Annotated in this window: 11 protein-coding genes; 6 read left to right on the top strand and 5 right to left on the bottom strand. The window is 58.6% G+C overall.

All coding sequences use genetic code 11. The features are described from left to right. Positions 1-90 precede the first annotated feature (90 nt). Complete coding sequence (der, locus tag Pan181_RS25800; protein ID WP_145251891.1) at positions 91-1455, top strand: ribosome biogenesis GTPase Der; 1365 nt, start codon at positions 91-93, stop codon at positions 1453-1455. 69 nt (positions 1456-1524) lie between these two features. Here der and Pan181_RS25795 read toward each other — a convergent pair whose 3' ends face one another. Continuing rightward, positions 1525-1734, bottom strand: a complete 210-nt coding sequence (locus tag Pan181_RS25795; RefSeq protein WP_145251889.1) for a hypothetical protein — start codon at positions 1732-1734, stop codon at positions 1525-1527. 332 nt (positions 1735-2066) lie between these two features. Between Pan181_RS25795 and Pan181_RS25790 the strand changes: the two genes are divergently transcribed. Next, the gene (locus tag Pan181_RS25790; protein WP_145251887.1) at positions 2067-3371 is read left to right on the top strand and encodes a hypothetical protein; all 1305 of its coding nucleotides are present in this window, start codon (positions 2067-2069) and stop codon (positions 3369-3371) included. Between the two features lie 20 nt (positions 3372-3391). On the opposite strand, the gene Pan181_RS25785 is transcribed toward Pan181_RS25790, so the two are convergent. Next, the gene (locus Pan181_RS25785) at positions 3392-4036 is read right to left on the bottom strand and encodes a hypothetical protein (RefSeq protein ID WP_145251885.1); all 645 of its coding nucleotides are present in this window, start codon (positions 4034-4036) and stop codon (positions 3392-3394) included. A gap of 485 nt (positions 4037-4521) precedes the next feature. Here Pan181_RS25785 and Pan181_RS25780 point away from each other — a divergent pair, with 485 nt between their 5' ends. The 3 genes from Pan181_RS25780 (at position 4522) to Pan181_RS25770 (ending at position 15608) form a co-directional block, all read left to right on the top strand. Continuing rightward, positions 4522-5358 carry an inositol monophosphatase family protein gene (locus tag Pan181_RS25780; protein ID WP_145251883.1) on the top strand — a complete coding sequence of 279 codons (837 nt, stop codon included), beginning with the start codon at positions 4522-4524 and terminating at the stop codon, positions 5356-5358. Positions 5359-5650: 292 nt separating this feature from the next. Then, positions 5651-9148: a hypothetical protein gene (locus tag Pan181_RS25775; protein ID WP_145251881.1), complete on the top strand. Its 3498-nt coding sequence runs from the start codon at positions 5651-5653 to the stop codon at positions 9146-9148. Further along, the gene (locus Pan181_RS25770) at positions 9141-15608 is read left to right on the top strand and encodes a hypothetical protein (RefSeq protein WP_145251879.1); all 6468 of its coding nucleotides are present in this window, start codon (positions 9141-9143) and stop codon (positions 15606-15608) included. Before Pan181_RS25775 ends, Pan181_RS25770 begins: the two co-directional genes overlap by 8 nt. 16 nt (positions 15609-15624) lie before the next feature. Here Pan181_RS25770 and glgC read toward each other — a convergent pair whose 3' ends face one another. After that, the gene (glgC, locus tag Pan181_RS25765; RefSeq protein WP_145251877.1) at positions 15625-16845 is read right to left on the bottom strand and encodes a glucose-1-phosphate adenylyltransferase; all 1221 of its coding nucleotides are present in this window, start codon (positions 16843-16845) and stop codon (positions 15625-15627) included. 504 nt (positions 16846-17349) lie between these two features. Between glgC and Pan181_RS25760 the strand changes: the two genes are divergently transcribed. Continuing rightward, entirely contained in the window at positions 17350-17577 is a 228-nt protein-coding gene (locus tag Pan181_RS25760) for a hypothetical protein (protein ID WP_145251875.1), read from the top strand. A 1055-nt stretch (positions 17578-18632) separates the two neighbouring features. Here Pan181_RS25760 and Pan181_RS25755 read toward each other — a convergent pair. Beyond that, the gene (locus Pan181_RS25755) at positions 18633-20081 is read right to left on the bottom strand and encodes a Gfo/Idh/MocA family protein (RefSeq protein ID WP_145251873.1); all 1449 of its coding nucleotides are present in this window, start codon (positions 20079-20081) and stop codon (positions 18633-18635) included. Between the two features lie 231 nt (positions 20082-20312). Beyond that, positions 20313-21848, bottom strand: a complete 1536-nt coding sequence (locus Pan181_RS25750) for an alpha-N-arabinofuranosidase (protein WP_145251871.1) — start codon at positions 21846-21848, stop codon at positions 20313-20315. Positions 21849-21993: the final 145 nt, after the last annotated feature.

The raw sequence follows: 21993 nt of genomic DNA, 5'->3' as shown, positions 1-21993 counted from the left end.
TTGAGCGGCCTCTGTGAAATTTGGCTGCTTACGTTGGAACTGACGCATGGTAGCGGCCTTCCTAAGGCTTCCCACTACTACCCGATCGTCATGCCTGTTCCTCAAATTGTTATCGTCGGTCGACCGAATGTCGGCAAAAGCAGCGTGTTTAACTGGCTCGCCGGCACCAAAATATCTATTGTCGACGATCAGCCGGGCATCACCCGCGACCGTCTGACCCATCTGATGAGCCACGAAGATCGCTTCTTCGAACTCGTCGACACTGGCGGCATGGGCTTCAACGATGCCGATAACCTGACCAAGCACATCGAAGAACAGATCTCGATGGCCATCGAGTCGGCCGACCTCATCCTGTTCGTGCTCGACACCCGTACCGGGCTGCTGCCGATGGACCAGGAGGTCGCCAAGCGACTACGACTGGTCAAGGTTCCCGTGATCTGCCTGACTAACAAGGCGGACGATCACACGTTCGATTCCGCGGCCGAGGATTTTCATCGGCTAGGTTTCGGTGCTCCGATCAAAGTCAGTACGCTGCAAAACCGCAACCGCGGCATCCTGCTCAATCGCATCATCGACTCGCTCCCCGAGCCAGGTGAAGATGGAGACCTGCCTGACGACGAACCAGTGATGAAGGTGGCCATCGTTGGCCGTCGCAACGTTGGCAAGAGCACCTTCGTCAACACGCTGGCGCACGCGGAGCGGATGATCGTAAGCGAAGTGCCCGGCACCACCCGCGACAGTGTCGACGTACGGTTCGAGCTCGATGGCAAAGCATTTATTGCGATCGACACGCCAGGCTTGCGGAAAGGCAAGAGCCAGCGCGATATCGACTTCTATGGCACCCATCGCGCCCAGCGGAGCATTCGCCGCGCCGACGTGGTGCTGCTGTTCCACGATTGCACGCAACGCATCGGCAAAGTCGACAAGCAGCTATGCGACTACATTGCCAATCAGTACAAGCCATGCATCTTTGTGGTCAATAAATGGGACCAACTATTTGGGCAAATGCCGACCGAGAAGTGGGCCAACTACCTGCACGATACGTATCGCACGATGCGTTACGCCCCAATCGCGTTCATCACCGCTCAGACCGGGAAGAACGTCAAAGCGCTGCTCAACCATGGCCAGATGCTCTTCAAGCAGGCCCGGCAGCGAGTCGGCACCGGCGAGCTGAACCGCATGCTTCGCGATGCTGTAAAACGCAAAGCTCCGCCGCTGTACAAAAACCGTCGGCCAAAGATCTACTACGCCACGCAGGTGGGCACCGAGCCGCCGACGCTGGTGCTGTTTTGCAGTCAGCCGGCCGCGATCGACGCCACGTATCAGCGGTATCTGCTGAACCAATTCCGCGACTATCTGGAGTTCGACGAGGTGCCGATCAAACTCTATCTGCGCAAGCGATCGGAACACGACGAGCGCGACGATATCGGCAGTGGAGTCGCGGCCGACGCGTAAACGCCGACGCCTAAGCAGAGCCTGATCCAGACCGAGGCAGTCACCCTGTTCGGTTGGCTCGAACCGCGATTACTTCAGCGGTTTGCCCGAAACGTTCCCGAGTCCAACTTCAGCAAACGAGTCGATGCTGGGCTTGTTGGCCTGCTTTTGATTCGCCTGGGCGGCTTGCACTACCAGCACGACGCCGACGATCCAAGCTACGACAAAGCCAAAGACTTCGCCGTAATAGACGAGTCGTTTCCAGGCCTCTTCGGAATTGATAGATGTAGTTTTACGCATAGCACACAAATTAAAGGCCTTCCGTGCCTTGATAAGATCGCCAAAAAGTCGAGCGACGAGCGGCGATAGGTTCGTCGGTAGCTGTTCCTGAAAGTAAGATTACAGCCAAGTTGTTCGAATCCCGCAAGTGCAGCTACCGCATGGAATTCGGAGGAAAGTACGAAATCTTGGCAAAAGCTACGTAGAACTCGCAGTTTTACAAGGTTTTGCCCGATGCTAGCACCGCGGGGATTTCTCTTGTGTCGATCAAGACATCGCCGATAACATACGCCCCCGTCCAGGCTGGCATGGCTACGTTGGCCTGGGGCTGTGTCTGTTTCCTGAGGATTCGCATGTCCCGCCCTGTATTCCACGCCGCAATTTGGCTTACCTGCCTGGCACTGGCAGGTCTGGCGTACATCGGCTGTACGAAGGGCGATCCCACCCTCGACCAACTAGTGGAAAAAGCAGCTGAGCTGCCCGGCGTGAGGGGGAGTAAACACTCGAAGCTCCGCGAAGAGTTCCGCCTGGTCGAGCAAGCCCAGGCGCTGCCGAAGCAGCTCAACCGAGACCAGCAGCTTCAGCACAAGAACGCTGCCGTGGCGTTAAAACAAACCCTGCCTGACGCCGAACAGGTGTCGAAGATCAACGAGATGGCCGGCGGCTTGCTGTCGGCGGTGCCGGCTGCGGACATAAAACTGCTGCAGACCGAAAGTGGATCGCTGGCAGCCAGATGGGTTCGCGAAACGTCGGCCGTGGCCGAAGCAACGCGATTAGAGAAGTGCGACTTCGGACTCCGCTACGAGTGGGGATATTTTAACGACCTCGACTTTGTGTACAGCGCGGCCGCGGCTAGTCGGCTGCTGCTGCTCGACGCGTTGTATCGCATGGACGACCTCGCTGCGTCGACCGCCCGATTCGAGATGGCCTGGAAGTGGACCGATTGGCTCTCCGAGTCGGGGCATCTGGAAGCCCGCGTGCAGGCCGCACTTGTTCGCCGCGAGGCGCTTTATGTCGCCGAGGCGATTGCCAACAGCCCCGAGGCAAAAATCGAGCACCTGCGTCAGCTCGAAAGCGTGTTGCAAGACTCCCTAAATAATTGGCCGCCGCTGGAAGAAACACTTAACCGCGAGCGGGCGCTGGCAATTGCCACTTACGAGTCGATTCGGCTGGGCTTGGCCGACATGCTGTTTACCTACGACGAGCGCAAAGAGCTTCGTTCGAGTGGGGTGTACACCGATTTGCGCCATCCGAGCGACGAACAGGTCGACGCCGACGAAGCGGCCTATCTGACCTACATGCGCGAGATCATTGCGGTTGCCAATCAACCCTATTATCAGCGGGCGAAGCAACTGGTGGAGTGCGACCGGCTGCTCCGCTCCGGTGAGCAGATCGAACGGTACCCCTGGTTTGCGAACCATCTATTCGTGCTCAATAACAGCATGACCATGGCCCAGGCCGAGTTGGCACGCGATCGGGCGCGGGTGGAAGGGTGGTTGCACCTGCTGTCGGAAGTCACCGAGTCGGAACCTCCCGCGAACAAACTCAATCCGCTGAATGGCGAAGCCTACGCCATGCAAACTCGCGGTAGTCAGAAATACGTCGCCCTGGGAGATCGCCGATCGGTGAATCCAAGGCTGACGCTGCCTGGCGAATAGCGCGGTAAATTCACCACGCACTAAGTGGTCAGCGGTAACTGGCTGCTGGCCAGATCGTCGCACAGGGCGGTGGCTTGCGAAGCATCAAGCTCGCCGGGTACCAGCACCGCATGGAGCCGCCCGGTCCGAATCACTCCCTTCTCCAGGAAGTGCCCGAACAACGTCCGCTCGATGGTTGTGTCAGAAGTTGTTGCTTGTTGCGCGCAATCTTCCGTCATCGCGTAATCGAGCAGCGTTCCATGGTCGCCGAGGTCGAGGGTGTAAGCCGGACCAGTGGGGAGAGCCATCGTGTGGATCATCGACTGACCGGACTCACAAGTAATCGCAATCGCAGGCTCGGTGTCGAGTAGCTCGGTGCGGATCGAGAGCGACAACGTCACCGCAGCAGTCGGCTTCAGCGTAGAGTCGAGCGTGCGGAGCGTCCAATACAACTGCGTGGTAAAAGGAAACGCTTCGGAGGGAGCGAGCACGCAAACGAGGTCGTCGCCACGCACATAGCAGTCGACAACAGGTTGCTGGTCGACGCCTGGCAGGCTCCACAACGTCGCGAGCAGCGTACCGTTGCTGTCCTTCACGACCAATTGTCGCTGCCCACTAGCGGTATCGACGGAGAGAATAAGATCGCCAGCGACTGCCTGGCCAACGCTTCCTTCAAGTTGCCACATGCTTGATTCAGCTGGTTCGAGATCGCGAAATTCCAACAAAAAACCCCGTCGAACACCGGAGTGAAGCGACGGGGCCGGAACAGAGAAGAGGCCGATGTCTACGGATCAGGGGATGATAAAAATTAGGCAATCGCCCGACCGCAAATCTGCGATCAGAAAGCCATCCTTGAACATCCAACCAACTCTCATGTCCATCCGTAATGATACTCATAGTCACGACCGTGTCCAGAGAATTATGAAGAATCTTTGAACAACGGGGGGTCGATAGAGATTGCCTATTTTTACATAATCTACGTTAGTGCCTACTATTTAACTACTTACGTCGATTCCAGACACCGGTAACCCACATCGGGGTGCCTGTGAAACTAAGTTGTTCGGGGTAAGATTGCCGGTCGCGGCGCCGGTTTTTTCGGGATTCGACTGGACGAACCGGCCCGATTTCAAGGACGAAACCTACTTATTTCAATGGAGAACGACCCAGTTCCATGAATACGCTAACGCTCCCGCCCACCAATTCTCCCTACGACGATTTACTACGTGTCGGCCTGTTGGCTGCTGCGGCAGGTGGGGCGAAGCTCATGGAATGGCGGGGCAAGTTTACCGCCCGCGAGAAGTCCCCGGCCGACATGGTGACCGATGCCGATCTCGCTTCGCAGAAGGCCATTCGCGAAGTGATTGCCACGCATCATCCCGAGCATGCCTTCGTCGGCGAGGAGGATCCAGGTCAGGTAAAACAACTGCTTGAGGAGCCAGTCTGTTGGGTGGTCGATCCGCTCGATGGCACGACGAACTATGTGCACGATTTCCCTGCCTACGCGGTGTCGATCGGCGCGGTGGTCGAAGGCGAACTGGCCGCTGGCGTGATTTACAATCCACTAACGGGCGACGTCTACGGTGCCGCCCGCGGCGGTGGAGCTTGGTGCAACGAGCAACGGATGCAGGTCAGCGAGACCACCCAGCTAAGCGACGCACTGTTAGCGATGAGCTTGCCGCCGCAAGCGCGAAGCGAGTCGCCCGACGTGCTCGATTTTGTCGCCATGGTCGGGCGTGCTCGGGCGCTGCGTCGCATTGGGTCGGCCGCGCTTAATCTGGCCTACGTGGCTCAGGGGGTGCTCGACGGGCATTGGGCCCGCATGATCCATCCCTGGGACGTTGCCGCAGGTGTGCTTTTGGTGCAGGAGGCCGGCGGCGTGGTCTCGGCCAGCAACGGCCAACCGTTCAATCTGGCAGCGGCCCATTTTGTAGTTGGGGCGACCGCTGCGCTGCACGCCGAGATGGTGCAAACGCTTCGCGAATCGGGCGCCAAGCTACCCGACGCCTAACGGGGTTGGAGGGGCCGATGAGGGAAGCCGAAAAACTGATTTTTCTCGGGAAAACTTTAGCCCGAAGTACCGGTTAAGCAGGCTCGTTTTGCTTCCTTCGGTATCGACGGCTGACTAGAATGAGAGGTTGGAACAGTTTCGCTGCGGCTCCGGATGGGGGAAGGACTACCTGCTAGCCGTCAGTATTGCCTCCTACTCTGATGCAACCTTCCCCCGGTCGGCATCAGCTTTTCTTACCCATCGTAGCGTGGCCTTGAATACCAACGAGAACAAGCGTCTCGGAGCACGCGGCTTGACCTGGCACAGGTTGAGTCGAGCGGTCGCTGCCGCGCTGTTGGTTTGCGTTGCGATGCCGGTGTTCGCCCAAGAGCCAGCGCCCGAAACACCAGCACCAGCCGCCGAGGTGCAACCGGTCGTCGAGGCAGCGGCTCCCGCCGAACAACCACCTGCGACCAACCCAGCCCCCGCGTCGCCGCCGAAGGTTGGCAACGCGCCCGACATCGCCCGCCTGGAGGGCAAGCTAACCCCGGTGGGTCCCGACACCTACATTCTGCTCGATAGCGAAGGCAATCCTCAGCCGGTGTTCAATATGAGCATCCAGAACTTCCTGGAAGCGTGGGAAAAGCAACAAGGGCTGAAGCAGGTTGCCGATCAGTCGAAGCAGTGGACCATCGACAAGGCGAGTTTCACTGGCAGCATCCAAGGCAATCAAGCTGCGTTGCATGCGACGTTCGATATCACCCTGCATCAAACAGGTGAGGTGGAAGTACCGCTCGGGCTCTCGGGCGCGGTGTTAGCTAAGCTGCCCGATGCCCCCGCTCGCACCGATGGCCGTTACCTGCGACTCAATCCGGCCGAGGGAGGGTACTTGGTTACACTCGATGGCGAACCAGGCACCAAACGCACGGTTGAACTCGACCTGGTGATTCCGTTGCAACGCGATGGCACTCGAGTGCAATTGCGCATGCTGCCAGCCCGGGCGACGAAGGTGAAGTTGGTGTTGGAATCGGCCGGCGCTATTCAGTCGACTGCCGCGAGCGAAGGGGTGGTGCTCACCACGCGAACGCTCGATTCGGGCAGTGTGCAGATCGAAGCCGACTGCCAAGGTGGCGAGACCGCTATTAGTTGGGTCGAACGCCCCGTGACAACCGACTCGCCCGAGGCCACGCTCACGTCGTCGGCCAAGTTGCTGATCACCATCAGCGGGCGCGATGTCGAAACCCAGGCTCGTCTGTCGGTGCAGAGCTATGGCCAGGCGTTCCGCGAGTTCCGCGTGCATCTCCCGCCTGGGGCAACCTACCAGCGGTCGGCCTTTGCCCCGCCGATTGCCTCGATTGAGGAAGTCAATGCGGTCGACAATCTTGGCGGCACCGTGCTGCGTGTTCGACTGGTGGCCGAGCAGAGCGATCCCGTAACGGTCGATCTCGAAACCAAGCAAACGGTCGAAGTGAACGACGACATCAGCAAGCTCACCCTGCGAGGGTTCGAAGTCGCCGGGGCGGTGCCACAGGATGGCGAAGTGGCCGTGGTGGTCGACGACGATTGGCAGCTTCGCTTCGAGCCTACCGACGGGGTGCGGCTGGTCCGGCGTGGCGAAGTCGACCTCACCTGGCTTGCTGCTCCACCCGATCCGAAACAAGTGAAGGCCGCTTTCCGCTTCGCCCGCCAACCCTGGCAATTGCCGGTAGAAGTGGTGCCGCGTCAGCAGCAGGTGCTCGCCACCCCTAGCTACACACTCACTATCAATCCGGGCGAGGCATTGCTGCGGATGGAAGTGACTTACCAGATCGAAGGGGGCCGGTCGCTTCCCGTGTTCTTCGATCCGAGTTTTGAACTCGAGGACTGGACCTTGGTGCGGACTTCGACCGAAGGCATCGAAGAAGCGCAAGAGTTCGACCGCCCCGGCGACCCGATGGGCATCGGCGACATGTCGCAGCACGTGTACGGCTACGATTCGGCGTTTGCTATGACTCGCAGTCCACGGATCACGCTCGAGTTGAGCCGTGTCTGGCAGCCTGAAGAGAACGAAGCCTTCCAGCTGCGATTGCCCTGTCCGATTTTCGATTCGTTGGAACTGAACCCCAGTAAGTTGGTGGTGAAGTCGGATACCAGTTTGCAGATCACGCCTGATCTGGCTCGCATGTCGGGCTTGAGTCCGTTGCCGATTTTTGACGATCAGGATGCCGCCCGCGGCGAGACCATCGGTCAACAGTTCCGCTACCGCGGCGACTACGCTCCGCTGGAGTTTGCTGCTCGCCGCCAGCCTCGTCCGCAGCGGGTGCTGCTCAACTGCGAGACCGACGTAAACATCGAGGGCGACTTCATTTCGGTCGTGCAAGACCTGTTGCTCGATATTCGTCACCAGCCGGCCAACTCCATCATGCTGGCGACTCCGCAGGGACTCAAAAACTTAGGCGTCGAGCTATTGCCCGAAACGGCGACTGACGAAGATCCCGTGGGCAACAAACTCGAAGTGCCTGACGACGACGAGACGACGGCCGTAGCGAGCGGCACGCTCCGCGAGCGGCAAGTTCAGCTCGCGCATCCTCGCCTGGGCAAGTTCCGTTTGCGTGTTACTTATCAGCTTCCGGCCCCTGCGGCCAAGAGCGAGTCGTTTGTGTTGCCGCTGGTGTCGGTGCCGGATGTCGAGTTTGGCAGTCATCGGTTGCACCTTGCTTCGTCGCTCGGGCAGGCGTTGGTGCCTGCGACCGGCTCCAGCTGGCGGATGCAGGGGGCTCCCACCGCTCAAGACGGAGTGCTGACCGACACGCTCACTACCACCGAGGCAACTCCTTTCCTACCGCTCGCGACTGCAGGCCGTACTACCAACGGCGGGGTAGTCGCCATCGAACGCATCTGGGTGCAAACCTGGCTGACCGATCAAGTGAGCCAACTCCGTACCGTGTTCCTCTTCAAGAGTAGCGCGAAGCGGTTGCATGTTGAATTGCCCGAGAACGCACCCGATGGGGATCAAATCGAAGTAGTGCTCGATGGCACGCCGATTCTCGATGCAGTGCAAGGCGATGCGCAGATCGAACTGAATTTGCCCGACGATCCCGACTTCGGACAACACACGCTTTCGCTTCGTTACCGATTGCCGCGGCAACTAAATTGGAACACCCAAGTCGATACCGAACGCCCCCGCCTGGCTGGCGACGATGTTCGGGCCGAGGTGTTCTGGCAAGTTGTTGCTCCGGTGGAGTACCAGCCGGTATGGCATGCTCCCACGCTGATCGAAGCGTTCCAAACCAAATGGACCGGCAACGACTGGCGGGCGCAGAATGACCTCGACACCGCTGATCTGGAAGACTGGATCGGCGTGACGCATGGCATCGAACCGACCCGCGGCGAACATGCCATGCTGTATCGTGCGTTGGGCGAGTCGCCGCTCGAAGTGTCGCTGATTCGTCGCGAGATCCTGGTGTTTGGTGTCGCCTCAATCGCCGTGGCAGCAAGCATCGCCCTCTGGTACTTGCCTTGGTTGCGCCGCGTGCCGGTGCTACTAGTAGTGCTCGTCGCCGTCGCCGCTGTCGGGGTCGCGTATCCCCAGCACGTGGGAATGCTTTCCCGCTTCGGTTTACTTGGCGTGCTGTGCGGGCTGCTGGCCTGGCTGATTGCCCTGATGTATCCCCGCCCCGCAGTGGCGAACTCCACCGCTACGCAAACGGCCACCGCCCGGCCCGACCGCTCGGGCTCGCACCGTCCCTCGACCATGTTGCCGATCACCGGAGGCCAAGCCTCGACAAACGCCCAAACCATAGCCATCGAGGTGAACGAGCCCAATGGCTAAGCAAAGTGCTTTTATCTTGGTGCTTAGTGTGTTGTGGACGTGGGGCATGTGCCAGCCGTGCGAAGCTCAGCAAGTTGCGCCGGACTCCTCGGAAGTATTGCTGCGTAACATTTACGTACCGGCCGACCGTCCGAAGAGCTGGCCGACCGATGGGGAGACCTACCTGCCGATCGACAAAGCGCGGCTCGACAAGCTGCTGGCCGAAGGTAACGAGTCGATCGCGGTGCAATCGCAGCCGCAGGTATCGCAGTTGCTGCTCTATGGAGTGCTCGAAGGCACCAGCGGAGCCGCGGGTCGTGGGGCCGCACAAATTGAATGCGAGCAGCAGACCGCCAATTGGCTTTCCATCGACACGTCGACGCTCGTGATCAACTCCGCGGTCTGGCGGAGCACGACCGCTCCGATGTGGATGGGCAACAATCCAGCGACCAATCGCCTGGCGATGCAGGTGCCCGGTAGCGGCTGGCTCGATTTTCGCTGGCAATGCCCGGTGAGCCGCGAGGTCGACGGCGCCCGCGAGTTCTGGGCCACGCTGCCCAAAGCGGTGGCCGCCTGCCTGGTGCTCGATCTCCCCAGCGATCAGGTGCCTGAAGCGTTGCCTGATTCCGGGGTGTTGATCAGCCGAGTGAAGCCCGGCGATAGCCTGCCGTTTGCCGCCGAGAGCCTTACGGTTCCGGCCACGGCCGCTACGGGTTCGATCCGCTGGCTCCTCCGCTGGGGTCCCGAGAGTAGCCCCGCCTGGCGAGTGCGACCAACCACGCCGAGCCTGACTCAGAGCACCAGCGACGCAACGTACGACGAGCAGATTACCTACCAGGTAAACGAAAGTGGCGTTGCAGTTCGCCAGGTGTTTCAGATTTCGAGCACCGAGTCGCTGCCGGAACTGCTAACGGTCGATATGCCCGCCCCGCTAGTTCTGCGATCCGCCCGATGGAACACAACGAACCTGGCCGCAGAGCAGCTGAGTACCGGACGCGTTGAAATCACATTGCCGAAGAAGCTCACGCAAACCACTACCGGCGATCGACGCCTGACGATCGACGCCTGGTGCCCGCTGGCATCCAACGAGGCGACGAGCTTATCGCAGATCCGTCTGACTCAGCTTTATTGGCAGTCGGGAGAGATCGACGTGCGACTTGCTTCGTCGTTACGTGTGGAAGATTTACGACTTCGCAACGTGGTGCAGCTACCAGTCGATGGGCGACCTTCGCGGCGGCAAATGACGTTCGCAAAGCTCGACTCGACTTCGAGCCTCGATCTGGCCGTCGCCCGACGGATCGCGAACGACACGATTAACATTGGCCGTAGCGTGCAGCTCGGCCTCGTTGGCACCACTGCCATCTGCACGACGGAGTTTGATCGCCGCGCCCTGGCACCGGTGCAAGTACTAGTGGCCGATATGGTGAAGGACTGGCAGCCGACTTCGGTCTCGGTCGATACGCCCTACGAGGTCGCCGACTGGTACGTGCATCAAGTCGACGAGCAACGTCAATTAGTCGTACGAATCTCGACCGAGGCGACTGATCCCACCGCCGATCCACTGCCACTACGGTTGCGGGTGGAAGCCAATCGCCCCGTGACGGCCAGCAACGGTTGGTCTCCCGTGAAGGAGTTCGACATTCTCCGCTGGCGCAACACCACGGCCGCCACTAGTTTGATTGCCTTTGAGGTGGAAGATGGCTACCGGCTAGAGATGAATCCCCAGCCGACTCCCTTGTCGGAAGAAGCAATCCCCACCTATCTCGGCACCCTGCTGCCAGCGAGTCTCACCGCGCCGGTGTTCAATCGTGCGGGCTTCGCCGATTCGCTGCAGGGCTACTTAACACCGGCTGTCGCGGAACTCGACGCGGTGGTGCTTACCAGCGTGCTCGGCGTGGCCGATCAATGGAAGGTGGGGCATCGGATCGAGTGCACGCCGAGGAGCGGTTCGTTGGGCGCTGTGTACGTGCGGCTGAACGACGCGGCCGAGGCCCCTCCCCTCTGGCGCCTGGCCGGCGAAACCACCTGGCGCATCGCCAAACGCGACGAGTCGATCCGCCGCAACGCCACGTGGGCGCTCGAACTCCCTCGCCGCCAGACCGGCATGTTCACCATCGAAATCCAGCCGCAGGTGTTTCCCGGTTTGGTTTGTACTCCCGCGGTGCTGCATGTCGTTGGCGAAGGCCTGCGTGAGCACTGGATGGAAGTACGCAGCGACCAGGTTCGCACCATCAGTGTTGCTTCGGAGGGGTGGTCGCCGACAAGCGAGTCGTGGCCCGGCACCATTCCACTGCAATCGACTTGGAAACTAGTGGCCGACGACGATCTCGACGCCCGCTTTGTGGTGAATCGAGACACCGGCGGCGAGTCGCTTCCGCTGGCGGTCATCTCGCAGGCCAACTTCTACACGACACTGGTTCCGCAAGGCGATGCTCAGCACCAGGTCGCGATAACTGTTGATAACCGCGCCGAAGCCGCGCTGCAGTGCGAATTGCCGGCCGAAGCCAAGCACATTCATTGGCACCGCTTGATCGAACCGGCCGACTCGCCTGATGGACTGATGCATAAAGTCACCGCGACGAAGTTCTCGATGCCGCTCGTGCCGGAGCGGGATGTCGAGCGATTCGTCGTGGAGTTTACGCTGCCAGCCAAGCTGGCTCACGGGGCCAAGGTATCGCTTCCGAGTGTGAAGTTCGACATGCCGGTGAACAACGCTTGGTGGAAACTGCGTTATCCCCAGGAGTTCGAGCCCATCGACACCCCGACTGTGCCGATGCAAGCCAAGAGTTGGAGTGAGCGACTGTTCGGCCCGCTAGCGACCGACTACTGGTCGCTCCGCGGGATAAACCCGTCGCCGGAACCTCAGCTTACCCTGGCCGAAACCGAGTTGCCGTTGGGGGCTGCACTTACCGCGTCGGTGGAGTTCCGTCACCCCGCCAGTTGGCAGGCCGTGCGGTTCTTGCTGCTGGCCGCGGCCGCGCTGGTAGGTTACTTGCTGTGGAATCGGGTGACTCCGCTGGTCATCCTGCTGGCCGCCACGGTTGCGTTGGCCTTGCTGTTGCCTGCGTCGTCGAGTGCCTGGGCTACCTCGCTATGGGGTGGGTTGCTGCTGGCGCTCGCCCTGCGGATGCTCGAACGCGCGGGGCGGCTCGCCGGTGGTACCAGGCTCGAAGATTCCAAGGGCTCCTTCACGTTCACAGCCACCGGAGCGATGTTGCTACTCGTGCTGTGTGCCGGTTCGGCCACGGCCGACGAGTCGCTCAACGCCAGTGCGAATCAGGCAGAGGTGAAGGTCGAGAGCATCCTGATTCCCATGGACGAATCGGGCAATGCGACTAGCGACACTCGCTACATCTCTTCTCGATTGTTTGCCGAGCTGCTTCGCCGGCAGCAGCAAAGCACCACCAGCGATGCCTGGCTCATTTCGAGTCCTCGTTATCTCGGTACGTGGAACACTGCGTCGACCGACGCCGGACGCCCGAACCAACCGTGGGAGCTGCAATTCGACCTCGAAGTCAAAGCACCCGGTGCGGTGGTGTCGTTGCCATTACAGCAAACGAGTGCCGACTGGAGCGATACGCTACAGCTCGATGGCACGCCGGTCCCGATTGTCTGGAGCGACCAAGGCACTCGCCTGACGTTCGCCGTGCAGCGAGTCGGCAAGTACCGCGCCCGCGTTCGCTTTACTCCAACCATTCAGCGAATTGCCGAAGTCAGTACGCTGCGGATGCAGGTGTTGCCGTTGCCCGAGAGCGAGCTGCGACTCACCGTGCCTGGGCAGACTCAGGGCTTGCGGGTGAATCAGCACCCCCTTCGGGCAACGAATGGAACCGATGAAGTCTTCGAAGTCCCGCTTCCGGTAAGCAACGAGTTGCTCGTGGAATGGAAGCCGGAGGATAACATGGTGCAAACCCTGTTGCCGGCCGATGCTTGGCAGTGGGTTTCGTTCACTTCCGAAGAGGTGAGCTTCGAAACCTGGTATCGCTTGAGCGAAGGAGGTCTCGAAGGCGACTTGGTTCCTTCGGTACTGCTTGATGGTCAGCCGCTGGGGTTGCCGACCGAATCGGCCAGCGGATCGACCGACTGGCAGCTGGTGGAAGCTCCCACCCGCATCGATCTGACCGGCGGCGAGCAGCGCATCCGCGTGCGTCTGGCTTGCCAGCGTTCTCAGATGTTCGGACGGTTAAGAGTGCCCGCCATCTCGCTTCGCGGCACTTCTGTGGCGAAGCGGTATGTCGCGGTCACGTATCCTACCGACCAGTTGGTTCAGGTCACCGGGTTCTCGGCTGCCGAGGCACCGCTCGTCACTCAGTTCGGTGAGCTATGGCCGGAGCGCGACGAGCCCGACTTCCTCGGTTCCACCAGCGAAAACCGTCGGCCGCTCGAGCTGAGTCTCCGCCCGACCAACAGCAACGCGTTGGTGGAAGAGTCGATCGACGTCGGTTGCTTCGACGATCAATTGAAGATTCGTTATCAAGGTGCGTTCACGGTTGGACGCTGGTCGCCCCATTTTCACCGGCTGGATGTTGCAGCGACCCTTCACGTGGAAGAGGTGATGCTCACCATCGCCGGCGAGACCACGCCGGTTAGTTTTAGTAAACCACGTGATGACAAGCTGCTGGTGCTGTTTACCGAGCAGCCTAGCACTGCGTACCAGCTCACGGTCATCGGTACGGTCGATCTCCAAAAGGGGTCGGGCAAGGAGCGAGTGGACCGCGCCGACATTCCGCTCATCGCTGCAGCCAGCGACGCGACCGCCCGGCAGCAGATCACCTTGTTCGCTGCCGACAATCGTACCGCGAAGCTGGTCGACGGCGACATCGACGCAAAACGCACCGACCGACTCCCGGTTCCTCCCGCGAGCTGGCAAGCTTACGCGCTGCAGCAGTTCACGACTTCCACCATGCGAACCCGGCCGTTGTCGCTCGAAATCCGCGAGAACAAGCCGCAGTTCCGCTCGTCGCTGCTCACGACCATGGTGCGTCGCAATAATGCCTGGATCGCCGACTTCGGCATAATGCTCGACGTGCGCCAAGGCACGCTGCCCGAGATCGAGCTCACCTGGCCCGACGCACTGGTCGGTCAGATCGATACCACGGGTACTCAGCAGTTCGAACTGGTTCCTCCCGAAAACGGGGTGAGCCGTAAACTTCGGATTCGGCTTGCGCAGCCGCTCATTGCTGGCGAGCAGCAACGCATCAGTTTCCGAAGCGCTATTCAAGCCGAGAACCCCGAACGAGTCTCGACTCCCATCCTGCAAATGCAAGGTGCTCAGCAAGCGGAATACTACTTCGGTGTGATCGATGCCCAGCGCGGGCTGTGGGTTTGGGAGCAGGCGACTCCTACGGTTGCTCCTGCGAGCATCGAAGGCCTGCTCGCTCCTTGGCCAGCCGCCCGACTGTTGAAAGCCGACGGAGCCGGTTACCCCTCGCTCACTTGGATCGCCGATACCGCTGGTCTGCAGGTGGTTCGCGTTCCTTTGGTGACTACGTTAGTCACTCCCGGCGCTGGCGACGCGATCACCTTGAATACACAGTGGTTCGTGCCGGCACTGCGTGAGTCGACTTTCGAACTGCATCTCGCCAATCGTCAGGCGCCGGTCTCGGTGCTCGTCGATGGAGAGCCAACCAACGCAGACTATGCCGAGGATGGCACGCTTAGTCTCCAGGTGCCCGACCCTTGGTTGCCGCACGTGATCGAGCTGGTCAGCACCGCCGATCGTCATGCGCTCACGCAAGGTATCGGAACCGCGACGCTCACGGTTCGCGACACCACCGCTGACATCGAGCATCGCATCTGGCAGCTGGCGTTGCCGACGCATCATTACCACGCGGTCGCTGGTTCGTGCGAAGCACGCCCACCGCTCGACGCCGCGGCCATCGAGCTGAATCAGCTGCTCTCTGCTTCGTCGAGTACCTCGCTTCGGGTGTCGCTCCCCAAGGAGTGGAATCGTTACTGGGTTTCGGTGTTGTCGGTCGCCGAACGGAAGCTTCGCCTGGCGATGTCGTCGGACGAATCCGACTCGGTGCTCGTCAGTCCCGCGGATGAAACCGACGAGTACGAAGAGCTGCTCGCCCGAGCGAGTACCGAAATCACTCGGCTGCAAAAGTGGCTGCCGATCAACAACGAGCCGGCGCTGGCAGTGCCGGTGAGCGAGCCAGTCGTTCAGCAATGGTTTGTGCAATCGTCGCCAGTGGATCTCAAACTCACCGTACGCGACTCGAGCATGGCCGACGACTGGGTTCGTTGGTTGCTTGCCATCGGTGCGGTGATTGCCGCTGCGGTGCACGTTACCACGCGCCGCCGAGGCGGTTACCCCAGCCTGTCGTTCGAGCTGGGTTATCCACTGCTGTTCTTCACCGCGGTCGTCATCGGTATGGTCTGGTGGCTCTGGCTATGGCCTCGCGGGCTGGGGCTCATCCTCGCTGCCCTGGCGGTGCTCGCCTGGTTGCGATGGAATCGCCTGCTCGCAAAACAATAATCAATACCTAGTGCGTTTAGCCGAGGATGTTCTCGGCCTTGGCGACCACCGTGACGCCGCTCTCGGTCACGGTGAACCCGCGACTCCGATCCAGGTCGGCATCGTAGCCAATCTCGATGCCTTCGGGGATGATCACGTCTTTGTCGACGATCGCCCGACGAATCTTCGCCCGACGACCAACGCTGACGCGCCCGAACAGAATCGACTGATCGACCTCGGCAAAGCTGTTAATTCGCGACTGCGGGCCAATCACGCTCCGTGTCACGCAGCCGCCGGAGATGATCACTCCGCTCGAAACAATGCTGTCGTGCGATTCACCTCGGCGATCGGGCGAATCGAATACAAACTTCGCCGGCGGTTGGCTCGGCTGATGTGTCCGCACTGGCCAGTCCATGTCGTACAGATTCAACTGCGGATCGACACTCGTCAGCTCGATGTTCGCATCGTAGTACGAATCGATCGTGCCGACATCGCGCCAGTACGCTTGGGCTTTGCGATTCTCGTCGAGGAACGGGAACGCAAACACCCGCCGCGATCCGATGATCGCAGGAATGATGTTCTTGCCAAAATCATGGCTGCTCTCCGGCAGCGTCGCGTCTTTGCACAACTCGTCGAACAGGAAGTGGGCGTTGAACACGTAGATGCCCATCGACGCCAAGGCGTGGTCCGGATCGCCCGGCACAGGCTTCGGATCCGCCGGCTTTTCTTGGAATCCAACAATGCGATTGTCGTCCTCCACCTGCATCACGCCAAACTGGGTGGCCTCTTTAAGCGACACCTGCAGCGCGGCGATCGTCACATCCGCGTTGTTCTCTTCATGGCTCGCGACCAGCTTGCTGTAATCCATCTTATAGATGTGATCGCCAGCCAGAATCACCACGTGCTTCGGGCGTTCCTGCTCGAGCGCGTAGATGTTCTGGTACACCGCGTCGGCCGTGCCTTGATACCATTGCTCGTCGATGCGCTGTTGCGGCGGAATCACGTCGATGAACTCGCCCAACTCCCGGCACAGATAGCTTCGCCAGCCGAGCGTGATATGGCGATCCAAGCTCATCGCTTTGTACTGCGTAAGAACCAGGATCTTGCGAATATCGCTGTTCAAGCAGTTCGACAGCGTGAAATCGACAATTCGATAGTTGCCCGCGAACGGCACCGCCGGCTTCGCGCGGTCCCGCGTCAACGGTTCGAGCCGCGAGCCTTTGCCGCCTGCGAGTACGACTGCTAGTACGTCCTTCATAGCTGATATGTCCTTCCCTGCGAGTTTGAACGTTGGAGGATCTTCTTACCGCCCTTTCACGTTCATGAAGAGGGGAAAAGAGAGGAGGTGGTGGAAGCTGGTGGGCTTCCATCATTCTCGAAAATCTCGGTTGCCCAATCCACCAATTCTACCGGGAATCGCAATAACTCCCTAGTCCTGGAAGCGGTAAGGCCGAGCGAATCTACCCCCTCGGGTCCAGTTTTACTTGTTTACTATTTTCATGTGATCTTCGCAGAAAACTCGCCTGCTCTACACACAATCCACATATGGCATTGCTAGTTTGTTGCTCATCGCTGGCAGCCAAACTCCGGTTGTCGACGAAACACCAGACCATCCAACAGGCCGGCGTCGATTACCTTTACGCCCACCGCCCGCCAATCGGCGACCGGCCTTTTATTCATTCTCGATCGGCTATGGCATCCGTTGTTCGTCGCCGATTCTTTTCGAGTTACGTTTGATTCGGTAATTGCGAGGGGAGCTGAGATGGTACAGGCAACCGAAACACTGGATTCGACACGCATCGACTACTTGCCTTCGCCGCACGATATTCACGCAGCCTGCGAGCAGATCCGCGAAAACTGGACCCTCAGCGAACGCCGCCGCCGGTTTGTCGGCCCACAACTCCCCGAGGAATTGCCGCAGCCATGGCAACCGCCGATGGTCGACACTTCGGGATTCCGACTCGCGGCCGCGCGGGCGACCTCCGAGTAACCAACTCACCGGCAGAGCTCCTGCTCCCCACCCAAGGGGGGTCGAGAGCCCGCCACCCAAACCTTCTTCCCCGAGGGTCGCGGCTTGGCCTAATTGGCAGCAATGAACTATCCGTTCCCGCCGAGCCGCGGTTTTCGGGGAACCCACCGAGCGACCAATCCCCTCTCGCTAGCTGCTCCTCACCATCCCCCGCGGGATAGTTTCCCAGCACCGACTCGATAGATTCCCACGACCGACGATAGATTCCCACTACTGGGCAAATAGATTCCCACGACACAGCAATAGATTCCCAATTTACCCACCGATGGGAAAATTGAATCTGCACGCACTCTACAAAACCAGTGGTTTTCACATCGGAATAGATTCCCATTTCCCAAAACGCATCGAGTGGGAATCTATTTTCGCGATGGGAATCAATCGCAAGTCGTTGATAGGTAACAGGTTGCATCAACACCTCCGCGATAGTTGCCCAAAATAGATTCCCACGGGTGGGTAACTATTCTGGGAGGAGACACGATTGGGGAATTCGGATTGCGGAATGTCATCTTGAGGGAGCTTCCAGCGACTGAAAGATCTAGCCTACCGCTTACAGCCTAAAGCCTACAGCTTTGGCAACCGCGCAGCAGCGAACCCAACACAAGGGCCATCGCGGTCAGAGACCGCTCCTACAGCGCGCTTGCGTGGTAGATGGTTTCAGTGGATTTCATGTTCACTCGGTTACATCATTCCATCCTCCAACAACGAATAACTGTCCATTGGAACACTACAGGTGGCCAATTCCCAGCGAAAACTGGTGAGAATTAGCGGGTCGCAGGAGAATGGAGCACGACTCTCCGAGTGGTTAGCAGTGCGCAGCGGCCCGGCATACTTAAGGGCTCTGGATTTAATGCCGCGCTCCACTTCGGCCGATTCGGAGAATCGTGCTACGTTGGCTCCCGCCAGACACGGAGGCTGCTCTCGAGGACACACCAATCCACCAAAACAGATACGTGAGACAACGTCGCAGGCGACCCGCTGTCACCACCTTGCGGCTGAGACCGGATGCTTGTTTAGATTTAGCTTGCTGCCGGATCGACTCCATCAATCCATGGACCTTCCAGTTCTTGATAGCCCTGTGGTTCGAGCAAACTGCCTCGATCGCCGGCATGCCAGCCAGCCACGTGGTTGGGCTTGGCTCGGTTTTCGGATTTTTGCTCCCAACGCTTGGCCCAGGAGTCGTCGGCGTCGGTAATGGCCATCGCTTGGTTGTCGAATTGAAAAACCTTGCCTTCCCGGTAGCTCCGGGCACCAAGCTTGACGACTGCCATCGCAGCAGCCCCGAGTTCGGGCGAGCAGTTCACTGCTTCCGGTTTGCCTGCGAACGCGGAGTCGACAAAGTTCTTGAAGTGCGCTAGCGACTCGTTGGAAACCTTGCCCACTTCAACGCGTTCGTCCTTGATTTTACTATCATGTGTAACCTGTGGTCGCTCCGCAACAAAGTCGTAACCGGAGAAGCCCTCACCAACTCCAAGCACGACCGAACCGTGGTGGCCGCGGATCAACTGCCTGATGGGTGTATTGCTGCAACACATCGTGGCGGTCACTACCCCCTGCACACCTTCGTCGAAGTCGGCCACCACAGTGGCAACGTCGGGAACGTTACGGCCGTCATACTCCATAAAAATGCCGCCGGCACCGACCACACGCCCGGGAAACCGGAGACCGGTCGCCTTGAGCATGGTGGTCGTGCGATGCACGAACAGATCGGTATACATCCCGGAGCCGAAATCCCAGAACCGGCGCCATTGAGCGTACTTGGCACGGTCAAACGGCATGTCTGGCGCCAAATCAAAGTCCAATCCGAGGAACATCTTCCAGTCGATGTTCTTTGGCGTCATATCCCTTGCCAAGGGGTAGTAGCGCCACTGGCCCATGTCCGAATTCCGAAAGAACTCGGTTTGGTACTGTAGGATTTTCCCGAGGCCGCCGGAGCAAATCCGCTCGTTGACAGCGTTCCAGACAGGCAGCGAAGTCGATTGCACGCCGACTTGCATGACTAAGCCAGACTCCTTCCATGCGCGGTAGACTTCGAGCGCCTCCTCCACGGAATGTGTCATTGGTTTCTCGCAGTAGACGTGTTTGCCAGCCTTTAGCGAGTCGATTGTCTGCTTGGCATGCCAGTGGTCGGGCGTTGCAATCACCACGGCATCGATCGAGTCGTCGTTAATTATGTCACGATAATCGCCAGTCTGGCGAGGTGTCTGGCCAGTCCTATCCTGCACTTTCTGAGCGGTAGTCTCACGATAGCGGTTGAACACATCGCAGACGGTAGCGATCTCTACAGATTTTTCCGAGTTGAATAATTCGCACGCACTGTTGATGTGCACCTGCGCCCGTCCGCCTACGCCGATGTAGCCCAAGCGAAGACGGCTGTTTGCGTTGGGTGCGCCGACTGCGACCGGGGCAGCCGCCAGTGCAGCAGCGGTGGCAATGAACTTACGACGATCTACAGAATTCCAGGACACAGTAAGACCTCGCTGCAATAGAAGTAGTTAGTCAATCGAATGAGAAGCCAAGTGTGGCTTGACCAAGGGGCTGGTGCAAGCATCATAACCAAAACTGCCATGCAAGGTGAAATGGAATCTGCAAACAACCAAACGGATTGACACCTAGTGTTATGGATAAAAAGCTCCAGTTAGCTTTCACTGGGGGCAACTCCTGTTGGCATTCCCCAGATGCCTGCCACTCCTGCGACGCTAGTAAGTCAGCTTCAAAACACTGATCGAATGCCTCGGCAATTCCAGTGTAAACTTGCCATTCCTGCAGATTGGTTCCGACGTTTCCAGAATCACGCTTTGCTTTTCGGCAGTGTTGCAGTCGTTTAGTTTTGCGCTCCAGATGCTGTGCACTTGCGCATTTTTAACCTCTCGGCTGCCGATTATGTCGACCGTGCATTCCACATTTTTTTCTGGGTGTTTGTTGATCAATGCAACGGAGAGTTCGTCCCTTGTTTCATCAATAGTCGAAACAGAGTCTAAGTACTTAATGCTTCTTCGAGCAGACTTTTCAACACCGCTCCTCAACCGCCCACCTTTTTCTACCGCAGCTTCGTTGAAATAGTCAGCGAATACCCTGCGGTCGATCGGCATGTTCGTCTCGAATTGCTCGCTGATCACATCGGAATCAACTAGTACATTCCCCATGTGATGGGTATAGAGCTTAAACACATAGTACTGTGGCCTTAGCACTATCCCTCTGCAATCAGCTTGGATGGTGCCATTGATATTGACGAACACCGAGTAGTTGGCCATCTCAACAACATTGCAGTTGCGGATCAGGGTGTTTAGCACTGAAGCGGTGACCATTGCGTTTTCGAGTGTATAGAAACTGTTGTCATCTACCCGCTCGTTGACCCACCCGAACATATTCCATTCATCTAGCGCGATCTTCATTGGATGATAGATGTCACCGGTTACCCCCTCGATTGCGGCTCTCAAGCTCTTGATCATTTCGTTAACGAACTCAGAGATCGACATCAACTGATGGTAATCGTGCAAATTAAAACAGCCCCAATCGATAGAGTAGTGATGAATTGAGATGCTGTTGACCATATCCTTCAAAACGCCTAGCACTTCGATATTCCAGGCCGGGTCACTCTCAAACCCACAGGCTACAAGATAGGCATTGGGATCAGCAAAACGAATGGCTTTTCCAAACTCCATCGCATGCTTGGCGTAGTCAGATGCATTCATTCCCCCCATCTGCCAAGGAGCATAGCACTCGTTTCCCAGTCCCCAGTATTTCACGCCAAAAGGCTCTTCGAAGCCATTTTCTCGCCTGAGCGAAGCATAGTAGGTATCCCTGTTGCTGTTGCAGTATTCGACCCAGTTCATCGCATCGCGGATGGTGCCGGTACCCATATTGCAACATAGATAAGGCTCTGCTCCGGTGGCTCTACAGAGTTGCATGAACTCATTGGTGCCAAACTGATTGTCTTCTACCGTTTCCCACGCATAGTCGAATCTTCTCTTCCTCCCATTCTGGGATCCTATGCCATCCTCCCAATGGTAGTTGGAAACAAAGTTCCCTCCTGGATAACGCAGTACCGGCACCCTCACCTCTTTCAGAGCGTCGACAACGTCCTTTCTCAAACCCGTGACGTCCGCCAAGGGATGATCTGGGGCGTACATCCCTTGATAGATGTTTTGAAAAGCATGCTCGGTGAAGTGACCGTAGATTTTTTGGTCGATACATCCGATCTTCCTGTGAGGATTTACCGTTACGGTGTACATGGCCTATGTCTTGCTAATGGTAGGAAGTACGGAGGTTCGTGGGAACGCTTTCACCTGCACCAACTCCACGGCGATATCCGTGATTGAATTCTCGCTTCTACATATAGTCGAGCACTTCGCCGCCGATGGATAAGGAGGGATTGAA

Origin of the sequence: Aeoliella mucimassa (genome assembly GCF_007748035.1) — a bacterium.
In the GTDB taxonomy this organism is placed as follows: Bacteria; Planctomycetota; Planctomycetia; order Pirellulales; family Lacipirellulaceae; genus Aeoliella; species Aeoliella mucimassa.
The sequence above is the reverse complement of the archived record's forward strand: the minus strand, read 5'-3'. Positions and strand labels throughout refer to the sequence as shown.

What these genes read in the sequence shown, in the direction of transcription:
- der (WP_145251891.1), top strand. Translation starts at nt 91, where the DNA reads ATGCCTGTTCCTCAAATTGTTATCGTCGGTCGACCGAATGTCGGCAAA.
- Pan181_RS25795 (WP_145251889.1), bottom strand. Translation starts at nt 1,734, where the DNA reads ATGCGTAAAACTACATCTATCAATTCCGAAGAGGCCTGGAAACGACTC.
- Pan181_RS25790 (WP_145251887.1), top strand. Translation starts at nt 2,067, where the DNA reads ATGTCCCGCCCTGTATTCCACGCCGCAATTTGGCTTACCTGCCTGGCA.
- Pan181_RS25785 (WP_145251885.1), bottom strand. Translation starts at nt 4,036, where the DNA reads ATGTGGCAACTTGAAGGAAGCGTTGGCCAGGCAGTCGCTGGCGATCTT.
- Pan181_RS25780 (WP_145251883.1), top strand. Translation starts at nt 4,522, where the DNA reads ATGAATACGCTAACGCTCCCGCCCACCAATTCTCCCTACGACGATTTA.
- Pan181_RS25770 (WP_145251879.1), top strand. Translation starts at nt 9,141, where the DNA reads ATGGCTAAGCAAAGTGCTTTTATCTTGGTGCTTAGTGTGTTGTGGACG.
- glgC (WP_145251877.1), bottom strand. Translation starts at nt 16,845, where the DNA reads ATGAAGGACGTACTAGCAGTCGTACTCGCAGGCGGCAAAGGCTCGCGG.
- Pan181_RS25760 (WP_145251875.1), top strand. Translation starts at nt 17,350, where the DNA reads ATGGTACAGGCAACCGAAACACTGGATTCGACACGCATCGACTACTTG.
- Pan181_RS25750 (WP_145251871.1), bottom strand. Translation starts at nt 21,848, where the DNA reads ATGTACACCGTAACGGTAAATCCTCACAGGAAGATCGGATGTATCGAC.